Below are 26,355 nucleotides of genomic sequence, written 5' to 3'. Positions count from 1 at the left end.
CTTTGTGAAACACTTTCTACACAATATTCGCTATTGCTCACGGGGCGAAATACGAAAAACCTATCGCCCCGGTCGAAAAACCTCTTATTCCTCACTACGCCCGCGGAAACCACGGCCCAGCAAGTACTGCTCACGGGAGCGATCGCGCGACGATTTCGGCTTGCGCGTCGTGACCTTCTCGAACTGCTTGCGAACGCTCTTGTGGTATTCATCGAAGCCTTCACCCTGGAAGACCTTGATCAAAAAATCACCACCTGGCTTCAACACCCGAGTCGCAAGGTCAAGTGCTAACTCGCACAGGAACATCGATCGCGGCATATCTACAGACGCCAATCCACTCATATTGGGGGCCATATCGGAAATCACAAGGTCTACCTCATTTTTTCCGACAGCTTCGAGAATCTGCGCCAGCACGGCATCTTCTGTGAAGTCGCCCTGAATAAAGGTCACGTCAGGGATGCTATCCATTTCCAGAATGTCGGAAGCGATCAACGTACCTTGCCCACCAATCAGACGACTGGTCACCTGGGACCAGCCACCTGGGGCCGCGCCAAGGTCGATCACGCTCATTCCCGGACGGATCAAACGATCCCGTTCCTGGATTTCCAACAACTTGTAGCTGGCACGGGAGCGATACCCGTCTTTTTGCGCCATTTTCACGAATGGGTCGTTGAAATGCTCTTGCAGCCATTTAAGACTTGTCTTGGAACGGGCCACGGGCCACCTCAAAAATAAAACGGGTCGTGATTAACTGGGCGGTCCCGGACTCGCTCGGGTAAACTGGCCGCCGCTTTTTACAAGATCAGACACAGGGGTCAGATTATGCCGCTCACTCAAGAGCAGAAGAAACAGTACAAATCCATTGGCCACCATCTGAAACCAGTATTGACTGTGGCTGATAACGGTTTGACTGAAGGTGTGTTAGCCGAACTGGAACGCGCATTGAGCGATCACGAGCTGATTAAAATCAAGCTCAACATCCTCGAACGCGAATCGCGCCTCGGTGCCGTTGCCGAATTGTGCAAGGTCGGCAAGGCGGATCTGGTGCAAGTCATCGGCAAAATGGCATTGATTTACCGCAAGAACTTCAGCGTCAACAAGCTGCTGTCGAACGTCCATCGCAACAAGTGATCTCAGGGTCAAGGGTGTGCTTCGCGCACCCTGCCGCTCCATCCCGGCACTGGTTGCAACACCAGCACAAGACCGGAAAACCCCAAAACCAGATAACTGAACAACTGCCAGCGATGCGCTTGCGGCAAGCCGATGCGCACGGCGAAATACATCCCACACCCATACAGCGCCATCAGCAGCAGTTGCCCGCGAATATCCCGCCAAAGACTCGACAGGCCCAGGGCCCGTATCAGCACCAGAACCTGCAGAATCACGCACACCGCTGCAAAGCCTGCCAGCAGCGCACTCAGCAGATTGCCAATTTCATCGATCAACAGCGGCGCCAGGCCAATTTGACCCAGCACCGGCAGCAGACCAATGTGCAGCAGCCACACGCCGCCAACCCACAACATCTGGGTCAGCTGCCAGAGCATGGCGCCCGCACGCAGCGGGCGCCCCACTTCAAATGTGACGAACTTCGACAATCTCATACTCGATAACGCCGCCAGGCGTTTTAACTGCCACCACATCACCCTCTTCCTTGGCAATCAAGGCGCGAGCCAGAGGCGAGCCGACCGAAATCTTGCCCTTTTTGAAGTCAGCCTCGTCTTCACCAACGATGTGATAGGTCACGCTTTCATCGGTTTCGACGTTGGCGATTTCGACGGTGGTGCCGAAAATCACTTTGCCGGTATGAGGAATGGTCGTGACATCGATGATCACCGCGTTCTGCATGCGGCCTTCGATATCACGGATCCGCGCCTCGACCATGCCCTGCTGCTCGCGAGCAGCGTGGTATTCGGCGTTTTCTTTCAGGTCACCCAACTCGCGGGCCGTACCGATGTCCTGGCTAAGCTTCGGACGGACGACCTTGGTCAGATGAGCGTGTTCTTCTTCCAGGGCTTTTGCGCCCTTGACGGTCATTGGGTATTTGATCATGCCTTCAATCCTGCGTGTAAATCCTGCAAGCGACGCACGGTCTTCTCGGGACCGAACTTGAGCGCTTCGCAGATGGCTTCGCCAGCAGCAATGGTAGTGGTGCAGTAAATCTTGTGCTGCAAGGCATTACGACGAATGGAGTACGAATCAGCGATCGATTGACGCCCTTCAGTGGTGTTGATGATCAGCGTGACTTCGTCATTCTTGATCATGTCGACCACGTGCGGACGACCTTCGGTCACCTTGTTCACACGACGCACTTTCAGGCCAGCGGCTTCAATCACCTTGGCAGTACCGGCCGTGGCGACCACCTGGAAACCCAAGTTGATCAGATCACGGGCCACACCTGCAACCAGCGGCTTGTCATCGTCACGCACGCTAATGAACGCGGTACCACCGGTCGGCAGCACTTCGCTGGCACCCATCTGGGCCTTGGCAAAGGCTTCGCCGAAGGTATCGCCGACGCCCATCACTTCACCGGTGGACTTCATCTCAGGGCCGAGGATCGGGTCAACGCCAGGGAATTTGGCGAATGGGAACACCGCCTCTTTCACACTGTAGAAGTTAGGAATGATTTCCTTGGTGAAGCCGATTTCCTTCAGGGTTTTACCGGCCATGACGCGAGCCGCGATCATTGCCAGGGAAACACCGATGCACTTGGAGACGAACGGCACGGTACGCGAAGCGCGCGGGTTGACTTCGATGACGTAGATATCTTCGCCTTGCAGCGCCAACTGCACGTTCATCAAACCGACCACACCGAGTTCCAGGGCCATTTTCTTGACCTGCTCGCGCATTTCGTCCTGGATGTGCGCAGGCAACGAGTACGGTGGCAGCGAGCAAGCGGAGTCACCGGAGTGCACGCCTGCCTGTTCGATGTGCTGCATGATCGCGCCGATCACTACGTCGGTGCCGTCGCAGACTGCGTCGACATCCATTTCAATGGCGCAGTTGAGGAAGTGATCCAGCAGCACCGGGCTGTCGTTGGACACTTTCACCGCGTCGCGCAGGTAACGCTTGAGTTCTTCTTCTTCGTAGACGATTTCCATCGCCCGACCGCCCAGTACGTAGGACGGACGCACCACCAGCGGGTAACCGATCTTGCCGGCGGCGCGAATGGCTTCGTCTTCGCTGCGAACGGTAGCGTTCGGCGGCTGACGCAGGTTCAGGCGCTCGACCATTTGCTGGAAGCGCTCACGGTCTTCGGCGCGGTCGATGGCGTCAGGGCTGGTACCGATGATCGGCACACCGGCTTCTTCCAGGGCGCGAGCCAGTTTCAGCGGAGTCTGACCGCCGTACTGAACGATCACACCTTTGGGCTTCTCGACGCGGACGATTTCCAGCACGTCTTCCAGGGTTACTGGCTCGAAGTACAGGCGATCGGAGGTGTCGTAGTCGGTGGATACGGTTTCCGGATTGCAATTGACCATGATGGTCTCGTACCCGTCTTCGCGCAGCGCCAGTGCCGCGTGAACACAGCAGTAGTCGAACTCGATGCCCTGGCCGATGCGGTTCGGACCGCCACCCAGGATCATGATCTTGTCACGGGTCGACGGGTTGGCCTCGCACTCTTCCTCGTAGGTCGAATACATGTAGGCGGTATCGGTCGCGAACTCGGCGGCGCAGGTGTCGACACGCTTGTAGACCGGATAGACCTCAAGCTTGTGACGATGGCGACGCAGGGCCTTCTCGGTCACGCCCAGCAACTTGGCCAGACGCGCATCGGAGAAGCCTTTGCGCTTGAGGCGGTACATCACGTCACGGTCGATAGTGGCCAGACCGAGGGTCTTGATCCGCTCTTCTTCCTTGACCAGATCTTCGATCTGCACCAGGAACCAAGGGTCGATCATGTTCATGCCGAAGATGTCTTCGACGGTCATGCCGGCACGGAAGGCATCCGCGACGTACCAGATACGCTCGGCGCCCGGCACGGTCAATTCGCGCTTGAGCACGCCCATGCTTTCCGGGTTGCTCAGGTCGAGTTTCGGATCGAGACCGGAAACGCCCACTTCCAGGCCGCGCAGGGCTTTCTGCAAGGATTCCTGGAAGGTCCGGCCGATGGCCATGACTTCACCGACCGACTTCATTTGCGTGGTCAGGCGCGCGTCGGCCTTGGGGAATTTCTCGAAGGCGAAACGTGGCAGCTTGGTCACGACGTAGTCGATGGACGGCTCGAAGGACGCCGGGGTCTTGCCGCCGGTGATTTCGTTCTGCAGTTCGTCGAGGGTGTAGCCGATCGCCAGCTTCGCCGCGACCCGGGCAATCGGGAAGCCGGTGGCCTTGGAGGCCAGTGCCGAGGAACGGGATACCCGCGGGTTCATCTCGATCACAACCATGCGACCGGTGTCCGGGCAAATACCGAACTGCACGTTCGAACCGCCGGTTTCCACGCCGATCTCACGCAGTACCGCCAGGGAGGCGTTACGCATGATCTGGTATTCCTTGTCGGTCAGGGTCTGTGCCGGCGCAACAGTGATCGAGTCACCGGTGTGCACGCCCATCGGATCAAAGTTTTCGATGGAGCAGACGATGATGCAGTTGTCCTTCTTATCGCGGACAACCTCCATCTCGTACTCTTTCCAGCCGATCAGCGATTCGTCGATCAGCAGCTCTTTGGTCGGCGACAGGTCCAGACCACGGGCGCAGATTTCTTCGAATTCTTCGCGGTTGTAAGCGATACCGCCACCGGTGCCGCCCATGGTGAAGGACGGACGGATGATGCACGGGAAGCCAAGCTTCTCGAGCACCACGTTGGCCTCTTCCATGCTGTGGGCGATACCCGAACGCGGGCAGTCCAGACCGATGGACTTCATTGCCTTGTCGAAACGCGAACGGTCTTCAGCCTTGTCGATGGTGTCGGCGTTGGCGCCGATCATTTCCACGCCGAACTTCTCCAGAACGCCTTCGCGCTCCAGGTCCAGGGCGCAGTTCAGAGCGGTCTGGCCGCCCATGGTCGGCAGCAGCGCGTCAGGACGTTCCTTTTCGATGATCTTGGCAACGGTCTGCCACTTGATCGGCTCGATGTAGGTGGCGTCGGCCATGTCCGGATCGGTCATGATGGTCGCCGGATTGGAGTTCACCAGGATGACGCGGTAACCCTCTTCGCGCAGGGCTTTGCAGGCCTGGGCGCCGGAGTAGTCGAATTCACAGGCCTGGCCGATAACGATCGGGCCAGCGCCGAGAATCAGGATGCTTTTTATATCTGTACGTTTTGGCATTAGTTGTCACTCAAATCCGCAGGTCCGACGGCAATCCCGGAGGAGAGGCCGCCTTGAACATTTTCCGAGGTGCCTGAGGGAAATTCGCCGGGGTTACCGGGCTCGCCTCAGGCGCCTTTTCGCTACATTCTCAAGGCGCGATTAGCGGCGCTTGGCCATGGCGTCGATGAAGCGATCGAACAATGGCGACACGTCATTCGGGCCCGGACTCGCTTCAGGGTGACCCTGGAAGCTGAATGCGTTCTTGTCGGTGAGCTCGATGCCTTGCAGGGTGCCGTCGAACAGCGATTTGTGGATCGCCCGAACGTTGGCTGGCAGGGTCGCTTCGTCCACCGCAAAACCGTGGTTCTGGCTGGTGATCATCACGACACCGGAGTCCATATCCTGCACCGGGTGGTTGGCACCGTGGTGGCCGTGACCCATTTTCACAGTCTTGGCGCCGCAAGCCAGGGCCAGCAACTGGTGACCGAGGCAGATGCCGAACACCGGGATCTCGGTTTTCAGAATGTCCTTGATCGCCTGGATCGCGTAGTCGCAAGGCTCCGGATCACCAGGACCGTTGGACAGGAACACGCCGTCCGGCTTGAGTGCCAGGGCTTCGCTGGCCGGGGTTTGCGCCGGCACCACGGTTACACGGCAACCGCGCTCGACCAGCATGCGCAGGATGTTGACCTTGACGCCGTAGTCGTAGGCAACCACGTGGTACGGCAGCTCGGAGGCGTCGATAGTCGCGTGGCTGTCGGTTTTCAGATCCCAGACAGTGGAGCGCCACTCGTACTGCTCTTTGGTGCTGACGACTTTCGCCAGGTCCATGCCTTTGAGGCCAGGGAAACCACGCGCAGCAGCGATGGCTGCTTCGTCGGAAATGTTGTCGCCGGCCATGATGCAGCCGTTCTGCGCGCCTTTCTCACGCAGGATGCGTGTCAGGCGGCGAGTGTCGATACCGGCGATTGCCACAACATTGTTGGCTTGCAGGTAATCGGACAGTGACATCGTGTTACGCCAGTTGCTCGCCACCAGCGGCAGGTCACGGATGACCAGGCCAGCCGACCAGACGCGGTCGGACTCGGCATCTTCCGGCGTGGTGCCGGTATTACCGATGTGCGGGTATGTCAGGGTAACTATCTGTTGGGCGTAGGAAGGATCGGTAAGGATTTCCTGATAGCCGGTCATGGCGGTGTTGAACACCACCTCACCAACGGTTTGACCGTCGGCTCCAATGGCTTCGCCGCGAAAAATGCTGCCATCAGCAAGGGCGAGTATGGCTGGCTTAGTCAAGAAGACCTCCCGTAAATAAAGCCTGAAAGGGCGATCGCAGGTTGCAAAAAAGCGGAATGACGTATAGACACGTCACCCCGCTTCTTCATCGAATTATCTGCGCGCTTTTAGTGGACACACTAAAGCTGTAGCTTACAGAAAAAGGCTTTTTTGGTCTACCGCTAATGAGCCCTAAAGGCAGAGGAATGCGACAGAACATCGCTTAGCGGGATAAAACAGGGCTCAAGCACTTGCCTGAACCCTGTTTTGGATGCATCTCAGCGCAGATCAAGCACATCCTGCATATCATACAGGCCGGCCTCACGACCATCCAGCCACAACGCAGCCCGCACCGCACCCTTGGCAAAGGTCATGCGACTGGAAGCCTTGTGAGTGATCTCCAGGCGCTCACCGTCGGCTGCGAACAGCACGGTGTGATCACCGACGATATCGCCAGCACGAATGGTGGCAAAACCGATGGTCTGCCGATCACGCGCACCGGTCTGGCCTTCACGACCGTAAACCGCCACTTCCTTGAGGTCGCGCCCCAGGGCATCGGCAATCACTTCGCCCATGCGCACTGCAGTGCCGGACGGCGCGTCGACTTTATGCCGGTGATGCGCTTCGGTGATTTCGATATCGACGTCATCACCCAGCACCCGGGCCGCGGTATCGAGCAGTTTCAGGCAAAGATTGACACCTACGCTGAAGTTTGCGGCAAAGACGATTGGAATGTCTTTGCCCGCTTCGGCCAGCAACTGCTTCTCTTCGACAGTGAAGCCGGTGGTGCCGATGACCATGGCCTTGCCGGCCTTGCGGCAGAACGCCAGGTTCTTCAGGGTCACCGTCGGGTGAGTGAAGTCGATCAGCACGTCGAACTCATCGACCACCCGATCCAGATCACCCGACAGCGGCACACCGATACGACCCAGCGCAGCCAACTCGCCCGCATCAGCGCCGACCAGCGAACTGTCCGGGCGATCCACAGCAGCGGTCAGACCGGCACCCGGCGTTTGCTGCACGGCTTCGATCAAGGTCTTGCCCATGCGCCCAGCAGCGCCCATCACAGCTATACGTCGCATGCCTTGCTCCTTACAAATCGCCGAAGAAACGCTTCACGCCTTCGAACCAGCCGGTGGTTTTCGGTGAATGGCTGTTGTCGTCGGCCAGGGAACTGCGGAACTCTTCCAGCAACTCACGCTGACGACGCCCCAGATTGACCGGAGTCTCGACTGCGACACGGCACATCAAGTCGCCGGCACCGCCACCACGCACTGGCGCAACGCCTTTGCCACGAACCCGGAACTGCTTGCCGGTTTGCGTGCCTTCAGGAATCTTCAGCTTGACCCGACCATCCAGGGTCGGAATTTCCAGCTCGCCACCCAGGGCCGCGTCAACGAAGCTGATCGGCACTTCGCAGAACAGATGCTTGCCGTCGCGCTGGAAGATCGCGTGCTCACGCACATTGATCACCACATACAGGTCGCCGGTCGGCCCACCCTGGGCACCCGCCTCGCCTTCGCCAGACAGGCGAATACGGTCGCCGGTATCAACACCAGCCGGCACTTTTACCGATAGGGTCTTGGACTCTTCGACGCGACCTTGCCCATGGCAGGAGTCGCACGGATCGGCAATGATCTTGCCCTGGCCATGGCAGCGCGGGCAGGTTTGCTGCACCGAGAAGAAACCTTGCTGCATGCGTACCTGACCGATACCGCCACAGGTCGGGCAGGTGATAGGCGAGGAACCTTTCTTGGCCCCGGAACCATCGCACGGCTTGCAATTGACCAGTGTCGGAACGCGGATATTCACGGTCGTGCCGCGCACCGCTTCTTCCAGGTTCAGCTCCAGGGTGTAACGCAGATCGCTGCCGCGCTGCGCGCCGCCACGAGCACCACCGCGCGCCCCACCGAAGAAGTCACTGAAGACATCACCAAAGATGTCCGAGAAATTCTGACCGCCAAAACCGGCACCGCCGCCGCCCATGCTCGGGTCAAGGCCCGCATGACCGTACTGATCGTAGGCCGCGCGCTTGCTGGAATCGGACAGTACTTCGTAGGCCTCGTTAGCCTCTTTGAACATATCTTCCGATGCTTTGTCATCGGGATTACGGTCCGGGTGGTGCTTCATCGCCAGGCGACGGTAAGCCTTCTTCAGGTCCGTCTCGCTGGAGCCGCGCTCCACACCCAACACTTCGTAATAGTCACGCTTTGCCATAAGTCTTTGCACTCTTAAGGACGTTCGGCAAACCCCTCCTGAGCCTCGCCAAACTCGTTGAGCCCCAATACAGGCCCGGACCCAACTCACGTCAATTCAACGATCCTGGTCTTTGATTTGCAGCCAGAAAACTGGCCAGCGGGTGCGATAACTATCGACCGGAAAGCAGGAGCATCCCCGACCGTACCGCCAGCACCCGAGCGTTGTCGCATGCTGTAAAAATTCGCTTACTCCAGACGCGCCAACGCGGGAGCAAGCTCCCGCGCGGCGACATCCTACCAGTCACCACTTAATCGCAGTCAACCGGCCGACCAACAAGCTACTTATTTGTGGTCTTTGACTTCTTCGAACTCGGCATCGACAACGTCGTCAGCTTTTTCAGCCGATTCAGCTGGCTTGGCCGCCGCGTCTGCAGGATTGGTTTGCTCGGCATACATTTTCTGAGCAATCGGAGCCGACAACTTGGACAGCTCTTCAACCTTGGCTTCGATCAGCGCCTTGTCGTCGCCTTTGACAGCAGCTTCAAGGGCAACCAGCGCCGCTTCGATCGAGGTTTTCTCTTCCGCGGTCACTTTGTCGCCAGCGTCCGCGATCATTTTGCGAGTCGAGTGAACCAGCGCGTCGCCCTGGTTACGGGAACTGGCCAGCTCTTCGAACTTGCGATCTTCGTCGGCGTTGACTTCAGCATCACGAATCATCTGCTGAATTTCTTCCTCGGACAGACCGGAGTTGGCCTTGATCACGATCGACTGAGTCTTGCCGGTGGCCTTGTCTTTGGCGCCTACGTGCAGGATACCGTTGGCATCGATGTCGAAGGTCACTTCGATTTGCGGCACGCCACGTGGAGCCGGTGGAATCTCGGCCAGGTCGAACTTGCCCAGGGACTTGTTCTGCGCGGCTTGCTTACGCTCGCCTTGCAGTACGTGAATGGTCACTGCGCCCTGGTTGTCATCGGCAGTCGAGAACACCTGGGATTTCTTGGTAGGAATCGTGGTGTTTTTCTCGATCAGCGCAGTCATCACGCCGCCCATGGTTTCGATACCCAGAGTCAGCGGGCTGACGTCGAGCAGCAGAACGTCTTTCACATCACCGGCCAATACCGCGCCCTGGATAGCAGCACCCATGGCTACCGCTTCGTCCGGGTTAACGTCTTTACGTGCTTCTTTACCGAAGAACTCGGTCACCAGCTTCTGAACCAGTGGCATACGGGTCTGACCGCCGACCAGGATCACGTCGTTGATCGCGCCAACGTCGATACCGGAATCCTTGAGCGCAATGCGGCAAGGTTCGATAGTGCGCTGCACCAGGTCTTCAACCAGCGCTTCGAGCTTGGCGCGGGAGATTTTCACGTTCAAGTGCTTTGGACCGGTCGCATCTGCAGTGATGTACGGCAGGTTGACGTCGGTCTGCAGGCTCGAAGACAGCTCAATCTTGGCTTTTTCAGCAGCTTCTTTCAGGCGCTGCATTGCCAGCGGGTCACCCTTGAGGTTCATGCCGCTTTCTTTCTTGAATTCGTCAACCAGGTAGTCGATCAGACGAATGTCGAAGTCTTCACCGCCAAGGAAGGTGTCACCGTTGGTGGACAACACTTCGAACTGGTGCTCGCCATCGACTTCCGCGATTTCGATCACGGAAACGTCGAAAGTACCGCCACCCAGGTCATAAACGATCACGGTGTGATCGCCCTTGGCCTTGTCCATACCGTAAGCCAGAGCGGCTGCGGTCGGTTCGTTGATGATACGTTTTACGTCCAGACCGGCGATGCGACCGGCATCTTTGGTAGCTTGACGCTGGCTGTCGTTGAAGTACGCCGGAACGGTGATCACCGCTTCGGTCACGGTCTCGCCGAGATAGTCTTCGGCGGTTTTCTTCATTTTCTTCAGGATTTCAGCCGAAATCTGCGGAGGCGACATTTTCTGGCCGTTGACTTCGACCCAGGCGTCACCGTTGTCATTCTTGACGATCTTGTAGGGGACCATCTGGATATCTTTCTGCACGACTTCTTCGTCGAAACGACGACCGATCAAACGCTTCACCGCGTACAGGGTGTTGTGCGGATTGGTCACTGCCTGACGTTTGGCCGACTGACCAACCAGGATTTCACCGTCGTTGGCATAGGCAACGATCGACGGCGTGGTACGCGCGCCTTCAGCATTTTCGATAACTTTGGCTTTGCCGTTTTCAAGCACGGAGACGCAGGAGTTGGTGGTCCCCAGGTCGATACCGATGATTTTGCCCATGTTAACTCTCCCTAAACTTTGGATTTGGTTGCCGCAGCAGTGGTGGCTAACTGCGGTAGCACTTAAACGCTTGACTTCTAAATGGGGGTCTTGCTGCTAATTTCAAGCCTGTTCGTCAATCGAAGGCGAAACCGCTGCAGGCGCCTTGCTGACCACAACCATGGCCGGACGCAGCAAGCGACCATGAAGCTGATAACCCTTTTGAAACACCTTGAGCACACTGTTCGGTTCGACGTCGGCGCTTTCCTGCATGGCCATCGCCTGGTGCTGCGAGGCATTGAAGGGTTCACCTTCCGGGTCGATCGCCTCCAGGTGATAACGCTTCAGGGTGTCCTGGAACATTTTCAGGGTCAGCTCGATCCCTTCACGCATCGGGCGAATGCTTTCGTCGTCGGGGCTGGACAGCTCCAGACCACGCTCGAGGCTGTCGATAATCGGCAGCAGATCGCCAGCAAATTTTTCCAGCGCGAACTTGTGGGCTTTCTCCACGTCCTGCTCGGCGCGACGGCGGACGTTCTGCAGATCGGCAGCAACACGCAAAGCCTGATCATGGGCGCCAGCCAGTTGCTCTTCGAGCAGTTGCACACGAGCCACCAGGTCATCACCCGAATCCTGGGGAGCCTGATCGGCGTCGAGGTTTTGCGTATCCAGCGTCTGTTCGTCAGCCATAGATTTCTCCTTTCAATTTCGTCCGCGAGCTCAACTCGCGCTTCTGCCCCGGTATATGGGGTCGCAATTTTCAGGTTCAAGGGCTGGCAGAGTGGCAAAAGCCCTTAACCCTTCAAATCGCCCGGACATTGCCATTCCCGAGTGAGCTAAAAAATATTGATATCCAAGCAAATCGAGCTAAGGGAAGGCATTGTCAGCCAGAATCAAAACACTGTATAAATAACCAGACCTAACGCCTGGGAGCGGCCTCTATGCTGGTGCACCTGTCTGTACATAACTACGCCATCGTTGAACATCTCGATCTGGAACTGGATCGCGGGATGAGCGTAATCACAGGCGAAACCGGCGCCGGCAAGTCGATCATGCTCGACGCCCTGGGCCTGACCCTCGGTGATCGCGCCGACAGCGGCGTGGTTCGTCCGGGTGCCGACAAGGCCGACATCCTGGCCACTTTCGATCTGGCGGACATTCCGGAAGCCAGCGCCTGGCTCGCCGAGCGCGACCTCGACAACGACGGCCCGTGCATCCTGCGCAGGGTGATCACTGCCGAAGGGCGTTCACGCGGCTATATAAACGGCAGCCCCTGCCCGCTCGGCGACCTGAAAGCCCTCGGCGAACTGCTGATTGACATTCACAGCCAGCATGAACACCAGTCCCTACTGAAAACCGACACCCATCGTCGCCTGCTCGATGAATACGCCGGCGCCACGGACCTGGCTCGCCAGGTTCATCTCGCCGCCCAGCGCTGGCGCCAGACCCGCCAGGAACTGGAACGACTCTCCAATTCAGGCGATGAACAGCGCGCCCGGCACCAATTGCTCAGCTACCAACTCGAAGAGCTGGAAAACCTCGGCCTTGGCGAGAATGAACTGGAACAGCTGGAGCAAGAACACAAGAACCTGACCAATGCCGAAACCCTGCTGGGGATTTGTCGGCAGGTGGTCGAACAGTGCAGCGAAAGTGATTCAGGGAATGTGCTCAATGCCCTGACGGTCAGCCTCAATCGCCTCTCGAGCGTGAACAATTCGACAGGCGCCCTGGGCGAAGCCACCGATCTGCTGACCAGCGCGCAGATTCAGGTTGAAGAAGCCGTCGGCGAACTGAATCGGTTTCTCGACCACTTCGACGCTGATCCGGCGCGCCTCCAGCAACTCGAGGAGCGCCTCGATTCGATCTACACCCTGGCCCGCAAACACCGCATCCAGCCCACCGAAGTGGTTGATATGCAGCAAAAGCTACTGGACGAGATCGAAACACTGAACGCCAACGACGAATCCACCGAGCGATTGGCTGACGAACTGGCGTCCTACGCCCGGCATTACCAGGAGAAAGCCAGGGCGCTGAGCGATTTGCGCCAACAAGCGGCAGGCAACCTGGCCAGTGCCGTCGAAATCGAGATCCAGCGCCTGGGCATGCCCGGCGGACGCTTCACTATCGAGCTGCACCCCAACAGCAGCAATGAGCTGCTACCCCATGGCCTGGAGCAAGTAGAGCTGCTGGTCAGCGCCAACCCCGGACAGCCGCTCAAGGCACTGGCCAAAGTGGCGTCCGGCGGTGAGCTCTCGCGGATCAGCCTGGCCATCCAGGTCATCACCGCGCAAACCTCTCGCGTGCCAACACTGGTGTTCGACGAAGTGGACGTCGGTATCGGCGGGCCAACTGCCGAGATTGTCGGCCAACTGCTGCGTCGGCTTGGCGAGCGCGGGCAGGTCCTGACCGTCACCCACTTGCCGCAAGTGGCCGCCCAGGGCCATCAACACCTTTTCGTGCACAAGGTACGCGGCAGCGATGCCACCCACACGGCGGTGTCCAAACTGGGCAAGACCAAACGGGTCGAGGAAGTGGCGCGCATGCTGGGCGGCATCGATCTGACCAAGGAGTCCCTGGCGCACGCAAAAAAAATGGTTATCGTCAGCAAAATTTAGGACGGCAGAACGCACGAAGGCGACCCTGAGGTCGCCTTCGATCATATTGCAGCTTGCTTACTTTTTCTTGCGCACGTACAGCACCAGATTATGGTCGACCATCTCGAAGCCATGCTTCTCGACGATCGCTTTTTGCAGCTTCTCGATTTCTTCGTCGAAGAATTCGATCACTTCACTGGTCTCCACGTTGACCATATGGTCATGGTGCTTGCCGTCATCCAGTTCGAATACCGCGTGACCGCCATCAAAATTATGGCGAACCACCAGCCCAGCGGCTTCAAACTGAGTCAGAACACGGTAAACCGTGGCCAGACCGACATCCTCGCCAGCTTCCATCAGCGCCTTGTAAACATCTTCGGCACTCATGTGTCGCTGCTCAGCGGAATCGAGCATTTGTAGAATTTTGACCCGTGGCAGGGTCACTTTCAGGCCTGCTTTACGTAGTTCGCTATTTTCAACCATGGTCAGCTTTCTCGCGGATGCTGCTTCGCAGCTTCTCTTAATGCGGGTATGATCGGGGTTTACGTTGTCCCAGCCAAGATAGTGGAAGTCGCCCACCGATGCAAAAAACCAAGCTCCTGCTAACCAGTTTCACCTTCGTGGGACTGCTCGCACTCGCCGGTTGTTCATTCCCCGGGGTTTACAAAATCGACATCCAGCAGGGCAATGTCGTCACGCAGGACATGATAGACCAGTTACGCCCGGGAATGACCCGCCGGCAAGTACGGTTTATCATGGGCAACCCTCTGCTGACCGACACATTCCATGCCGATCGCTGGGATTATCTATATAGCCTGCAGCCTGGAGGCGGTGAACGCCAACAGGAACGCATCAGCGTCATCTTCAATTCCAATGATCAACTCGCCAGTCTGTCAGGTGATTTCATGCCGGGCGTAAGCCGTGACGAAGCCATCCTTGGCAAGGAAGCTGCCACGCCGGCGACTGCCCCGGCGGAAAACGTCGAAAAACCGAAACCAGAGAAACCGGTCAAACCAGGCTCGCTGCTGGATCAGATCCAGAAGGATGTGGACGGTGTAGAAACCGTTCCGGTCCCGACTCCAGATGCACTGGAAACCTCGCCGCAATAATTTGCGACACAACAAAAAGCCCGGCATGTCCGGGCTTTTTGTTGCCTGCGATTTTTGATGAAGACTATTGATCTCGTGCTTTGGCTAATGCAGCTTTGGCGGCCCGCAATCGGCGAACTTCTTTCGGGTCCGCCAGCAGCGGGCGATATATTTCGATTCGATCACCTGCCTGCACCGCACGACTGTCCGGATCAGTGACCACTTTGCCGAAGATCCCCAGAGGACAGTTCGCCAGATCCAGCTCGGGAAACCGAGCACCAATGCCCGAAATCAACAAGGCCGCACGCAGCGTAGTCCCCACCGCAACACTCGCCTTGAGCAAGACCTGACGGTCGACCGCGGCATACACCACCTCGACCTCAATCAATGACTCAACCATGCAACTGCTTGGCGCGCTGGCAGAAAGCGTCGACCAGGGTGTTGGCAGCCTGGTTGAACAACGGCCCCAAGGTTGCCCGGACGATGGGACCTGCATAGTCGAAGGCCAGATCCAGACTGATCTTGCAGGCCTTCTCACCCAATGGCTTGAACACCCAGACTCCGTGCAGCTGGTTGAACGGGCCTTCTTCCAGATTCATTTCAATCGAATGCCCCGGGACCAAGGAGTTGCTCGTAACGAAATGCTGGCTGAACCCGCCTTTGGCGACAGCAAGACTGGCGCGCATATGTTCGTCGCTGGCTTCCAGCACTTCGGCAGAAGAGCACCAGGGCAAGAACTCCGGGTAACGCGCCACATCATTGACCAGGTCATACAGGGCTTGCGCCGGATAAGGCAGCAGGGCCGAACGTTGAATATGTGTCGTCATGTCAGCGTCACTTCCACAGCTGGGCGGCAAACACTACAAGAATGCCGATTGGCGCCACATAGCGCATCAAAAACAAGGTCAGGGTGAACAGCAGCGGGCTGCGGATCGACAGCTCATCACGGACAGCCTCGCGCCCCATCACCCACCCGGCAAATACCACGAAACACAAACCACCGAGAGGCAACATGACTCGCGAGGTGAAGAAATCGATTACCCCAAAGAAGTCCAGACCGCTGGCCGCACCCCATTGATAGAGATGAAAACCTGCATCATCGTTCACGAAAAACTTGGCTTGCTGCCAGATATTGAACGAAAAAACCGTCCCCAGACCCACAAACCAGCAGATAAACGCCAGCCAGAACGTCACCCAGCCGCGGCGGATTCTAGTCTGTTCAACCAGATACGCCACCATCGGCTCCAGCAGCGAAATCGCCGAACTCCAGGCGGCGATGGCCACCAGAATGAAGAAAATCACGCCCATCAATTGCCCGAATGCCACATTACCAAAGGCGAATGGCAAGCTGACGAACATCAGCCCTGGCCCTTCACTGGGGTTCAAGCCCGCGGCAAAAACAATCGGAAACAAGGCCAGCCCCGCCAGCAGCGAGACAAAGGTATCCAGTAGCGCCACGCCGACAATAGTCCCGGAAATCGACGAGCTCTTCGGCATATAAGCGCCGTAGATCATGATCGAGCCGACCCCCACGCTCAGCGAGAAAAACGCGTGGCCCATGGCGGGCAGCAAGCCATCGAGCAGCTTGTCCGGATTGAAGTCGAACATGAAATGCACACCTTCCATGAAATGCCCGGTGGTCAGGCTGTAGCCCAACAGGATCACCAGCATCACAAAGAGCAGTGGCATCATGATCCGCAGGCTGCGCTCCAGCCCGGCAACCACACCCTTGGCGATCACCACCGCCGAGAGCAGCATAAAAATCGTATGCCAAAGTGTCAGGCGCCAAGGGTCGGCTATCACTCCACCGAAATACGCCCCGACCTGATCGGCCGTAACTCCCTGGAAGTCGCCACGGCCCATATCGATGATGTAGTCCAGCGACCAGCCGCCCACTACGCTATAGAAAGACAGGATCAGCAATGCAGTGATCATTCCGGCGAAAGCGCCCCAGGACCACTTGCCAGAGTGCCCTGCCTCCAGCGCCAGCACCTTCAGGGCATTGGCCGGGCTTTGCCGGGCGCGTCGACCGATCAGGGTTTCGGCGAGCATTACTGGCACGCCGATCAGCGCGATACAGGCCAGAAACACCAGTACGAACGCACCACCGCCGTAGACGCCGACCATGTAGGGAAACTTCCAGATACTACCCAGGCCCACGGCCGATCCGGTTGCAGCGAGTATAAAGACCCAGCGGCTAGCCCATCCGCCGTGGACAGAAACCTTGTCTGTCGACATCGTTAACACGCCCAAGCGATCAAAAAAGAGGGCGCATTGTCCGGGATTCACTCAAGGTGCTCAAGCACGCAGCTTCACCGTAGCCGACTGGCGTGCAACTCCCTATAATGCCGCCCCTATGGCTAAACAAAAGAAACACCCAACAGGGACCATCGCGCAAAATAAAAAGGCGCGACACGATTACTTCATCGAACACCGTTTCGAGGCTGGTCTGGTCCTGGCCGGCTGGGAAGTAAAAAGTCTGCGGGCAAGCAAGCTACAACTGGTTGACAGTTACGTACTGCTCAAGGATGACGAAGCCTGGCTGCTCGGCAGCCACATTACGCCCCTGATGACCGCCAGCACCCACGTCATCGCGGATCCGACCCGCACCCGAAAATTGCTGCTCAACCGGCGCGAGCTGGAAAAGCTGGCCGCTGCCGTGCAGCAAAAAGGCTATGCCTGCGTGTGCCTGTCCTGGTACTGGAGCAAGCACATGGTCAAGTGCGAGATCGCTCTGGGCAAGGGCAAGAAGGAATACGACAAGCGCGATACCGAACGCGAGCGCGATTCCAATCGCGAGCTGCAGCGTGCGGTGCGTAACAAGGGTAAGGAAGATTAGTCTTTCGCCCTGACCCGTGGCGCGACCGAAAAGATCGCAGCCGGCGGCAGCTCCTACGCCGACCGCGTTTCAGCCGATTTATCGGTTGTACGCAAATCCGTAGGAGCTGCCGCAGGCTGCGATCTCTTGCGTTCCCGCTGATTACATCCCCTTGCGCCGCTCCGCCCGAGCCGTGCGCAGCACTTCCTGGCGTACTTCCTCCAGCACTTCCTGCACATACAGAATATGTCGGCTGGAGACTTCCCGCGCCTGCTCCGCGCGCCCTTCGATAATTGCCTGATACAAATCCCGGTGCTGACTGATCAGCATGTCGCGGGTTTCGGTACGCTGCTTGTACATGCCGCCGATGTTGGTCACTACGTTGCGCTTGAGCAAATCGAACAGACCGCGAATGGTGTGCAGCAACACCGCGTTATGACTGGCCTCGGCAATCGCCAGATGAAATTTCGCGTCAGCCGCGCCCTCCTCCAGCCGACTCACCTCATCCGAGCGCGTGTAGCAGTCCTGCAACTCGTCGAACGCGGCAGTCAAGCGCTCGCGATCGACCTCGGTCGCCCGCATTGCCGCGTAATAGGCACAAGACGCTTCGAGGGTATGCCGAAACTCCAGCAGATCGCGTTGCGCTTCGGGGTTGTTTTCCAATAGATAAAGCAATGGATCGCTGAAGGTCGACCCCAGGGATTCCACCACATAATTGCCGCCGCCCTGGCGACTGACCAGCAACCCTTTGGCCGCCAGCTTCTGGATCGCCTCGCGCAATGACGGGCGAGACACGCCGAATTGCTCAGACAGCGTTCGTTCGGCCGGCAGCCGCTCGCCAGCCTTCAGCGTGCCCTCGAGAATCATCCCCTCGAGCCGCTCGACAATATCGTCAGACAAACGGCGCTGATGAATTTGATTAAACCCCATAACTCATTCTCCACGATCCCGACTTCTCGTCGGGGGTCTCTATTCTGGCCTATTGGCGCCGCGCCAGCACCTTCCAGCCGACGTTCGATTGACCCGATCAGCAGGCATTGGCGCCGGGCATTCGACAAAAGTCGTAGGGCGACAAATTGACACAACACTCATAAGGCTTTTAACCTAGCCAACAGCGATTGTAAATTGGTATTACCAATTTACCAAGAACGCTTATCAGTGCATGACCAACAACAATTAGGGGCCACCCCATATGCAAACCTGGCAACAGCTCTACAGCCCGCTCGGCAGTCTCGGCTGGTCCGCTCTCGCGGCAGTCATCCCCATCGTATTTTTCTTCCTGGCCTTGGCCGTGTTCCGTCTCAAAGGACACGTCGCCGGGAGCATTACCCTGGTGCTGGCTATCCTGGTGGCGATCTTTGCCTTCCAGATGCCGGTCGACATGGCGTTCGCAGCTGCCGGCTACGGCTTTGCCTACGGTCTGTGGCCCATCGCCTGGATCATTGTCGCCGCGGTGTTCCTCTACAAACTGACGGTCAAGAGTGGTCAGTTCGAAGTGATCCGCAGCTCGGTGATGTCGATTACCGACGATCAACGCCTGCAGGTACTGCTGATCGGCTTCTGCTTCGGGGCCTTTCTTGAAGGTGCCGCCGGTTTCGGCGCTCCGGTAGCCATTACCGCTGCACTGTTGGTCGGCCTGGGCTTCAATCCGCTGTATGCCGCCGGCCTGTGCCTGATCGCCAACACCGCGCCGGTAGCATTTGGTGCCTTGGGGATTCCGATCATCGTCGCCGGGCAGGTTACCGGCATCGACGCGTTCAAGATCGGCGCCATGACCGGTCGCCAGTTGCCGCTGTTGTCGCTGTTCGTGCCGTTCTGGCTGGTGTTCATGATGGACGGCCTGCGCGGCGTGCGGGAAACCTGGCCGGCGGCACTGGTGGCTGGGCTGAGCTTTGCCGTCACCCAGTACTTCACCTCGAACTTCATCGGCCCGGAACTGCCGGACATCACCTCGGCCCTGGCCAGCCTGATCTCCCTGACGCTGTTCCTGAAAGTCTGGCAGCCAAAGCGCGCCGCAGGCCAACACATCGTCGGTGCCGTCTCGGCTTCCGTGGTGAGCGCCAGCGCCGGCGGTTTCGGCCTGCCACGCAGTACCGTGGCTTCGCCTTACAGCCTCGGTGAAATTTTCAAGGCCTGGTCGCCGTTCCTGATCCTCACTGTACTGGTCACCATCTGGACCCTCAAACCGTTCAAGGCAATGTTCGCCGCCGGCGGCTCGATGTACGGCTGGGTGTTCAACATCGCTATCCCGCACCTGGACCAGTTGGTGATCAAGGTCGCGCCGATCGTCGCCGCACCGACCGCAATCCCGGCCGTGTTCAAGCTCGACCCGATCTCGGCGACCGGCACGGCGATTTTCTTCTCCGCGCTGATCTCGATGTGGGTGCTGAACATCCACGTCAAAACTGGTCTGACCACTTTAAAAGAAACCTTCTACGAGTTGCGCTGGCCTATTCTGTCCATCGGCATGGTGCTGGCCTTCGCCTTCGTTACCAACTACTCGGGCATGTCGTCGACCATGGCGCTGGTACTGGCCGGCACTGGCGCAGCGTTCCCGTTCTTCTCGCCGTTCCTCGGCTGGCTGGGCGTGTTCCTGACCGGCTCAGACACCTCGTCCAACGCGCTCTTCAGCTCACTGCAAGCCACCACCGCCCACCAGATCGGTGTCAGTGATGTCTTGCTGGTAGCGGCGAATACCAGCGGCGGCGTGACCGGCAAGATGATTTCCCCGCAATCGATCGCCGTGGCCTGCGCCGCGACCGGTCTGGTGGGCAAGGAATCCGACCTGTTCCGCTTCACCCTCAAGCACAGCCTGTTCTTCGCCACCATTGTCGGCCTGATCACCCTGGCCCAAGCCTACTGGTTCACCGGCATGCTGGTGCACTAACTAAGTGCCACACTTCTTAGGGTAAAAACCGACGCCGGGCCACGACCCCGGCGTCAGCTATTCACAACCCGGTCTGCAAGGCTGCTGAAAGCTTCACGCTTTATATTTCAGCCGCTGCCGCAGACGGATAACCGGGCCCACCCGGAGACACGCCTGATGAGCGAGCTTTTTTACAACGCCGTGCCGAACGCGACCCGCGTCGCACCGCCAATCCCCGAACAGCGCCAGTACCCCAGCGAAAAACCGCAGCGGGTCTACCTGTTCGGTACCTGCGTGGTCGACTTGTTCTACCCCGAAGCCGGGATGGACGCGATTCACTTGCTCGAGCGCGAAGGTATTCGTGTCGAGTATCCGCAAGGGCAAAGCTGTTGCGGACAACCGGCCTACACCTCGGGTTACACCGAGCAGGCACGGCAGGTGGCGCGCTCGCAACTGGCGCTGTTCAGCGGGGACTATCCGGTGGTGGTGCCTTCGGGCTCCTGCGCGGGAATGCTGCGGGAACACTATGCCGACTTGTTCAAGGACGAGCCGGACACGCTGCAACAGGTTCAGGCCCTGGCGGCACGAACTTATGAACTGGCCGAGTTCCTGTTGTTTGTCTGCAAGGTGCAGCTCAAGGACAGCGGCCAGCCGGTGAAGGTGGCGTTGCACACCTCGTGCTCGGCGCGGCGGGAAATGAACACCCACTTGCACGGGCGTGAGTTGTTGTCACAGCTGAGCAACGTGGAACGGGTAGAACACAGCCACGAGAGCGAATGCTGTGGCTTTGGCGGGACTTTCAGCGTCCGAATGCCGGACATTTCCGGCGCAATGGTCATCGACAAGACTCGCGCGCTGAAGGAATCCGGCGCGCACCAGGTGCTGAGTGCCGACTGCGGCTGTTTGATGAACATCAATGGCTCGCTGGAAAAACAGCAAGAAGCGTTGCGCGGCCAACACCTGGCCAGCTTCCTCTGGCAGCGTACCGGAGGTACTCGATGAACACTTCGACGCTGATTCCAACGGTTGCCATTGAAGAAGATTTTCGTGCCCGGGCTCATGAGGCCCTGGCCGACCCGCAACTGCGAAACAACTTTCGCAGCGCGATGGATTCACTGATGAGTAAACGTGCGGCGTCGTTCAGCGACGCTCACGAACGGGAACATTTACGAACGCTGGGCAATGCCGTCCGCGCTCGTGCGTTATCCAAGCTGCCCGATCTGCTCGAGCAGCTTGAACAGAACCTGACCCGCAACGGTGTGACAGTGCACTGGGCGGAAACGGTGGACGAGGCCAATGGCATCGTCTTATCGATCATCCGGGCTCACGAGGCGCGGCAAGTGATCAAGGGCAAATCGATGGTCAGCGAAGAGATGGAGATGAACCATGTCCTCGAGGCTCAAGGCATTGAATGTCTGGAGTCGGACATGGGCGAATTCATCGTCCAGCTCGACCACGAGAAGCCTTCACACATCATTATGCCGGCGATCCACAAGAATGCCGGTCAGGTCGCGTCCTTGTTCCACGACAAACTTGGCGTGGAGTACACCAAGGACGTTGACCAACTCATTCAGATCGGCCGCAAAGTCTTGCGGCAGAAATTCTTCGAAGCAGACATCGGCGTCTCCGGCGTCAACTTCGCCGTGGCCGAAACCGGCACCCTGCTGCTGGTGGAGAACGAAGGCAACGGCCGCATGTCGACCACCGTGCCGCCAGTGCATATTGCCGTCACCGGGATCGAGAAAGTCGTCGAGAACCTGCGCGACGTGGTTCCCCTGCTCTCGCTGCTGACCCGCTCGGCCCTCGGCCAGCCGATCACCACCTACGTCAATATGATCTCCGGGCCGCGCAAGGCCCATGAACTCGACGGCCCGCAAGAAGTACACCTGGTGCTGCTGGACAACGGTCGCAGTCAGGCCTTTGCCGACAGCGAACTGCGCCAGACCCTGAACTGCATCCGCTGCGGCGCCTGCATGAACCATTGCCCGGTTTACACCCGCATCGGTGGGCATGCCTACGGCGAGGTCTACCCCGGCCCGATCGGCAAAATCATCACCCCGCACATGGTCGGCCTGGCGAAAGTTCCCGATCATCCGAGCGCCTCGTCTTTGTGCGGCGCCTGCGGTGAAGTCTGCCCGGTGAAAATTCCAATCCCGGCATTGCTGCGCCGACTGCGCGAAGAAAACGTCAAAGCCCCGGACAGCCCCAATCAAGTGATGCGCGGTCAGGGCAGCAAGTACTCGCGCAAGGAACGCTTTATCTGGAACGCCTGGGCCCGGCTCAACGCCTCGCCGACCTTGTATCGGTTGTTCATCTTCTGCGCCACCCGCCTGCGCGCCCTGACGCCAAGTAACGTCGGCCCCTGGACGCAAAACCACAGCGCGCCGAAGCCTGCCGCCCGTTCACTGCATGACATGGCCCGCGAACACCTGGCCAAACAGGGAGATCGTTGATGAGTGCCAAGCAGAATATCCTCAACAAACTGCGCAACAGTCTGACCGGCACTACGCCGCTGGCCGACAACTTCGACGAAGCGCTGGTCACCGAGCCCTGGACCTATCCACCGGAGCAGCGCATCGCTCAACTGCGCAAACTGATGGAAGCGGTTCACACCGAAATCCACCTGACCTGCGAAACGGCCTGGCCGGAACTGCTCGCGCAATTGCTGCATGATCGCCAACTGCCCAGCCTGCTGATCGCACCGACGACGCCACACGGCCAGCGCGTGACCGAGCATTGGGCACAACATCCGACGCTGCCCACACTCAAGGCCTACGATCGCCCCGTGGAAGAATGGAAAGCCGAGTTGTTCAACGACACCCCGGCCAGCCTCACCACCACCCTCGGCGCCATCGCCGCCACCGGCAGCCTGATTATCTGGCCGACCCGCGAAGAGCCGCGCTTGATGAGCCTGGTGCCGCCGGTGCATTTCGCCCTGCTCAAGGCCAGCGAAATCCATGACAACTTCTATCAAGTGCAGCAGCAATTCAATTGGGCCCAAGGCATGCCGACCAACGCCTTGCTGGTATCCGGCCCGTCGAAGACTGCCGACATCGAACAAATCCTGGCTTACGGCGCTCACGGCCCGAAAGACCTGGTCGTGCTGATCCTGGAGGACCAATGAGTCTACCGGCCGCTTTTCTGCGTGATGCACAGCAACTGATTCCCCAGGATCGACGCTTCGACGACCCGCTCTCGACCCTCGCGTTTGGCACCGACGCCAGCTTCTATCGCTTGATTCCCAAGCTGGTGATTCGCGTCGAGTCCGAAGACGAAGTGGTCGCCCTGCTCAAGCTGGCGCAACGTGACCAGGTTCCAGTGACCTTCCGCGCCGCTGGCACCAGCCTCTCGGGTCAGGCCATCAGCGACTCGGTGCTGATTGTGCTCGGCGATAACTGGAACGGTCGCGAAGTCCGTGGCCAAGGCACGCAGATCCGCCTGCAACCGGGTGTCATCGGCGCTCAGGCGAATGCCTGGCTGGCACCGTTCGGGCGCAAGATCGGCCCGGACCCAGCCTCGATCAACGCCTGCAAGATCGGTGGCATTGTGGCCAACAACGCCAGCGGCATGTGCTGCGGCACGGCGCAAAATACCTATCACACCCTGGCGGGGATTCGCCTGGTGCTGGCGGACGGCAGCTGTATCGATACTGAAGACGCGGCCAGCGTCGCAGCCTTGCGTGACAGTCACGCAGACCTGCTGGAACGCCTGGCAACCCTCGGTCGCGAGACCCGCGCCAACAGCGAACTGGCGGCAAGGATTCGCCACAAATACCGCCTGAAAAACACCACCGGCCTGTCACTCAATGCCCTGGTGGATTTCGATGAGCCGCTGGATATTCTCAGCCACTTGCTGGTCGGCTCCGAAGGCACCCTCGGCTTTATCAGCGCGGTGACCTACAACACCGTGATCGACCATCCGAACAAAGCCTCGGCGCTGATCGTCTTCCCCGATGTCGAGACCTGCTGCAACGCCGTCAGCGTCCTGAAAAGCCAACCGGTCTCGGCGGTCGAACTGCTGGATCGCCGCAGCATGCGCTCGGTGCAGGACAAACCCGGGATGCCGGCCTTCGTCCGGCAACTGTCGGACAACGCTTGCGCCTTGCTGATCGAATCCCGCGCCGCCACCTCAAAGCTGATGCAGGAACAACTGACGCAGATCATGGCTTCGCTGGTCGCGTTCCCGGTGGAAAAACAGGTCGACTTCACCGAAGACCCGGTGGAAAACGCCAGACTCTGGGCGATCCGCAAAGACACCTTCCCCGCTGTCGGCGCGGTGCGCAAAACCGGCACCACGGTGATCATCGAAGACGTGACCTTCCCGGTCGAACAACTGGCCCTCGGCGTGAACCGCTTGATCGAGCTGTTCGACAAGCACCACTACGACGAAGCGATCCTGTTTGGCCATGCCCTGGAAGGCAACCTGCATTTCGTCTTCACCCAAGGCTTCAACAGTCCCGAAGAAGTCACGCGCTACCAGGCCTTCATGGACGACGTCGCACAACTGGTGGCAGTGGAGTTCGGCGGCTCGCTGAAAGCCGAACACGGCACCGGCCGCAACATGGCACCCTTCGTTGAACTGGAATGGGGCAGCGATGCGTACCAGTTGATGTGGCAGCTCAAGCGCCTGCTCGATCCAAACGGGATTCTCAACCCGGACGTGGTGCTCAGCGAAGACCCGCAGATCCACCTCAAGCACCTCAAGCCGCTGCCCGCCGCCGACGAGATTGTGGATAAGTGCATCGAGTGCGGTTTCTGCGAACCGGTCTGCCCGTCAAAAGGCCTGACCCTCAGTCCGCGTCAGCGCATCGTGATCTGGCGCGACATCCAGGCGAAAAAACGCGCCGGCATCGACACCGCCGAGTTGGAACAAGCCTACGAGTATCAAGGCCTCGACACCTGCGCCGCCACCGGCCTGTGCGCGCAACGCTGCCCGGTCGGGATCAACACCGGTGATCTGGTGAAGAAACTGCGCAGCCGTACCGCCACTCACACCAAAACCGCTGACTGGCTGGGTACGCACTTTGAAACCGCGCTGCAAGGTGCGCGCTTCACCCTGCATGCGGCCAACGGTGCGCGGATGTTGTTGGGTGCTCCGCGGCTGGCGAAGATCTCTGCGGCAGTGACCAAAATGTCCAAAGGCAAGGTTCCGCAATGGACCAACGCCATGCCGCAACCGGAACGGCCCATTCGCTTCAGCCCGACGGTGACGGATCAACGTCCAAGGGTGGTCTATCTGGCGGCCTGCGTCTCGCGGATCATGGGGCCAGCTGCGGGCGACAAGGAACAGATGTCGCTCTATGACAAAACCCGCGGCCTGCTGGAAAAAGGCGGCTACCAGGTGGTGTTCCCTGACAATCTGGACAGCCTGTGCTGCGGTCAACCGTTTGCCTCCAAAGGTTATGCGGAACAAGCCGAACACAAACGCCAGGAAATGATTGGCGCGCTGCTGCACGCCAGCCGCGGCGGCCTTGACCCGATCTACTGCGACACCAGCCCCTGCACCCTGCGCCTGGTACAAGACCTCGGCGAGGTGCGGCTGGATATGTACGACCCGGTGCGTTTTATCCGCACGCACTTGATGGACAGGCTCGACTTCACCCCTCAGGAAGAATCGATCGCAGTGCACGTTACCTGCAGCACCCAGCATCTCGGGGAAAGCCAGGCACTGATCGATCTGGCCCGGCGTTGCAGCAAGAACGTGGTCATCCCCGAAGGTATTCACTGCTGTGGCTTTGCCGGTGACAAGGGTTTCACTACGCCGGAATTGAATGCCCACTCGCTGCGCACCTTGAAGGACGCGGTGCAGCATTGCAGCGAAGGCATTTCCACCAGCCGCACCTGCGAAATCGGCCTGAGCCAGCATGGCGGGATCGACTATCACGGGTTGGTCTACTTGGTGGACCGGGTGACTCAAGCACGCTCCGCATGAGGGCGAGCTGTTAAAAAGGGGCGATTTCGCCCCTTTCTGCTCTTTGCTTTTTCATTCAATCGGCAAAAAATACTGAATTGCTGCGTGCGGCTATAGTC

23 protein-coding genes are annotated in these 26,355 nt (G+C 58.8%); 9 read left to right on the top strand and 14 right to left on the bottom strand.

The features are described from left to right. Window positions 1-84: 84 nt before the first annotated feature. On the bottom strand, window positions 85-717 hold the full coding sequence (gene rlmE / locus ACA064_RS04335; protein WP_003177853.1) for a 23S rRNA (uridine(2552)-2'-O)-methyltransferase RlmE: 633 nt from the start codon (window positions 715-717) through the stop codon (window positions 85-87). A gap of 105 nt (window positions 718-822) precedes the next feature. Between rlmE and ACA064_RS04330 the strand changes: the two genes are divergently transcribed. Beyond that, a complete protein-coding gene (locus tag ACA064_RS04330) occupies window positions 823-1,131 on the top strand; it encodes a YhbY family RNA-binding protein (protein ID WP_150641015.1) in 309 nt (102 codons plus the stop codon). Window positions 1,132-1,139: 8 nt separating this feature from the next. On the opposite strand, the gene ACA064_RS04325 is transcribed toward ACA064_RS04330, so the two are convergent. The 8 genes from ACA064_RS04325 to grpE form a co-directional block, all read right to left on the bottom strand. Further along, on the bottom strand, window positions 1,140-1,544 hold the full coding sequence (locus ACA064_RS04325) for an MFS transporter (RefSeq protein WP_497674168.1): 405 nt from the start codon (window positions 1,542-1,544) through the stop codon (window positions 1,140-1,142). A 28-nt stretch (window positions 1,545-1,572) separates the two neighbouring features. Further along, a complete protein-coding gene (gene greA / locus ACA064_RS04320) occupies window positions 1,573-2,049 on the bottom strand; it encodes a transcription elongation factor GreA (protein ID WP_497672272.1) in 477 nt (158 codons plus the stop codon). Beyond that, window positions 2,046-5,267 (bottom strand): carbamoyl-phosphate synthase large subunit, encoded by a 3,222-nt coding sequence (gene carB, locus ACA064_RS04315; RefSeq protein WP_497672271.1) that lies wholly within the window; start codon window positions 5,265-5,267, stop codon window positions 2,046-2,048. The genes greA and carB overlap by 4 nt, the downstream gene beginning before the upstream one ends. A 141-nt stretch (window positions 5,268-5,408) precedes the next feature. Next, window positions 5,409-6,545 carry a glutamine-hydrolyzing carbamoyl-phosphate synthase small subunit gene (carA, locus tag ACA064_RS04310; RefSeq protein ID WP_497672270.1) on the bottom strand — a complete coding sequence of 379 codons (1,137 nt, stop codon included), beginning with the start codon at window positions 6,543-6,545 and terminating at the stop codon, window positions 5,409-5,411. Window positions 6,546-6,802: 257 nt separating this feature from the next. Next, a complete protein-coding gene (dapB, locus tag ACA064_RS04305) occupies window positions 6,803-7,606 on the bottom strand; it encodes a 4-hydroxy-tetrahydrodipicolinate reductase (protein ID WP_497672269.1) in 804 nt (267 codons plus the stop codon). Window positions 7,607-7,616: 10 nt separating this feature from the next. After that, window positions 7,617-8,741, bottom strand: a complete 1,125-nt coding sequence (gene dnaJ, locus ACA064_RS04300; protein WP_150641009.1) for a molecular chaperone DnaJ — start codon at window positions 8,739-8,741, stop codon at window positions 7,617-7,619. Window positions 8,742-9,064: 323 nt separating this feature from the next. Next, the gene (gene dnaK / locus ACA064_RS04295; protein ID WP_497672268.1) at window positions 9,065-10,981 is read right to left on the bottom strand and encodes a molecular chaperone DnaK; all 1,917 of its coding nucleotides are present in this window, start codon (window positions 10,979-10,981) and stop codon (window positions 9,065-9,067) included. Between the two features lie 102 nt (window positions 10,982-11,083). Beyond that, entirely contained in the window at window positions 11,084-11,650 is a 567-nt protein-coding gene (grpE, locus tag ACA064_RS04290; RefSeq protein WP_497672267.1) for a nucleotide exchange factor GrpE, read from the bottom strand. A 251-nt stretch (window positions 11,651-11,901) separates the two neighbouring features. Here grpE and recN point away from each other — a divergent pair, with 251 nt between their 5' ends. Next, on the top strand, window positions 11,902-13,575 hold the full coding sequence (gene recN, locus ACA064_RS04285; RefSeq protein WP_497672266.1) for a DNA repair protein RecN: 1,674 nt from the start codon (window positions 11,902-11,904) through the stop codon (window positions 13,573-13,575). A 57-nt stretch (window positions 13,576-13,632) separates the two neighbouring features. On the opposite strand, the gene fur is transcribed toward recN, so the two are convergent. After that, window positions 13,633-14,037: a ferric iron uptake transcriptional regulator gene (gene fur / locus ACA064_RS04280; protein WP_150641005.1), complete on the bottom strand. Its 405-nt coding sequence runs from the start codon at window positions 14,035-14,037 to the stop codon at window positions 13,633-13,635. 98 nt (window positions 14,038-14,135) lie between these two features. On the opposite strand from fur, the gene ACA064_RS04275 reads away from it, so the two are divergent. After that, window positions 14,136-14,663: an outer membrane protein assembly factor BamE gene (locus ACA064_RS04275; RefSeq protein ID WP_497672265.1), complete on the top strand. Its 528-nt coding sequence runs from the start codon at window positions 14,136-14,138 to the stop codon at window positions 14,661-14,663. 64 nt (window positions 14,664-14,727) lie between these two features. On the opposite strand, the gene ACA064_RS04270 is transcribed toward ACA064_RS04275, so the two are convergent. From ACA064_RS04270 to ACA064_RS04260, 3 genes are read right to left on the bottom strand one after another with little or no spacing between them, the layout of a single operon-like run. Further along, window positions 14,728-15,042: an RnfH family protein gene (locus tag ACA064_RS04270; RefSeq protein ID WP_497672264.1), complete on the bottom strand. Its 315-nt coding sequence runs from the start codon at window positions 15,040-15,042 to the stop codon at window positions 14,728-14,730. Further along, on the bottom strand, window positions 15,035-15,469 hold the full coding sequence (locus ACA064_RS04265) for a type II toxin-antitoxin system RatA family toxin (RefSeq protein ID WP_497672263.1): 435 nt from the start codon (window positions 15,467-15,469) through the stop codon (window positions 15,035-15,037). Before ACA064_RS04265 ends, ACA064_RS04270 begins: the two co-directional genes overlap by 8 nt. A gap of 7 nt (window positions 15,470-15,476) precedes the next feature. Beyond that, window positions 15,477-16,880 carry a sodium-dependent transporter gene (locus ACA064_RS04260; protein ID WP_497672262.1) on the bottom strand — a complete coding sequence of 468 codons (1,404 nt, stop codon included), beginning with the start codon at window positions 16,878-16,880 and terminating at the stop codon, window positions 15,477-15,479. A 118-nt stretch (window positions 16,881-16,998) separates the two neighbouring features. On the opposite strand from ACA064_RS04260, the gene smpB reads away from it, so the two are divergent. After that, a complete protein-coding gene (smpB, locus tag ACA064_RS04255; RefSeq protein ID WP_150641000.1) occupies window positions 16,999-17,481 on the top strand; it encodes an SsrA-binding protein SmpB in 483 nt (160 codons plus the stop codon). 141 nt (window positions 17,482-17,622) lie between these two features. On the opposite strand, the gene ACA064_RS04250 is transcribed toward smpB, so the two are convergent. Next, on the bottom strand, window positions 17,623-18,390 hold the full coding sequence (locus tag ACA064_RS04250) for an FCD domain-containing protein (protein WP_497672261.1): 768 nt from the start codon (window positions 18,388-18,390) through the stop codon (window positions 17,623-17,625). Between the two features lie 262 nt (window positions 18,391-18,652). Between ACA064_RS04250 and ACA064_RS04245 the strand changes: the two genes are divergently transcribed. From ACA064_RS04245 to ACA064_RS04225, 5 genes are all read left to right on the top strand, one after another. Then, window positions 18,653-20,347 (top strand): lactate permease LctP family transporter, encoded by a 1,695-nt coding sequence (locus ACA064_RS04245; protein WP_497672260.1) that lies wholly within the window; start codon window positions 18,653-18,655, stop codon window positions 20,345-20,347. 156 nt (window positions 20,348-20,503) lie between these two features. Next, window positions 20,504-21,328, top strand: coding sequence for a (Fe-S)-binding protein (locus ACA064_RS04240; RefSeq protein WP_497672259.1), 825 nt, complete (start codon window positions 20,504-20,506; stop codon window positions 21,326-21,328). Continuing rightward, entirely contained in the window at window positions 21,325-22,779 is a 1,455-nt protein-coding gene (locus tag ACA064_RS04235; RefSeq protein ID WP_497672258.1) for a LutB/LldF family L-lactate oxidation iron-sulfur protein, read from the top strand. The genes ACA064_RS04240 and ACA064_RS04235 overlap by 4 nt, the downstream gene beginning before the upstream one ends. Then, window positions 22,779-23,450 carry a LutC/YkgG family protein gene (locus tag ACA064_RS04230; RefSeq protein WP_497672257.1) on the top strand — a complete coding sequence of 224 codons (672 nt, stop codon included), beginning with the start codon at window positions 22,779-22,781 and terminating at the stop codon, window positions 23,448-23,450. Before ACA064_RS04235 ends, ACA064_RS04230 begins: the two co-directional genes overlap by 1 nt. Then, complete coding sequence (locus ACA064_RS04225; protein ID WP_497672256.1) at window positions 23,447-26,257, top strand: FAD-binding and (Fe-S)-binding domain-containing protein; 2,811 nt, start codon at window positions 23,447-23,449, stop codon at window positions 26,255-26,257. The genes ACA064_RS04230 and ACA064_RS04225 overlap by 4 nt, the downstream gene beginning before the upstream one ends. Window positions 26,258-26,355: the final 98 nt, after the last annotated feature.

The sequence above is a fragment of the Pseudomonas sp. LBUM1658 genome (assembly GCF_059716055.1).
This window is presented reverse-complemented; position numbering and strand designations above follow the sequence as displayed.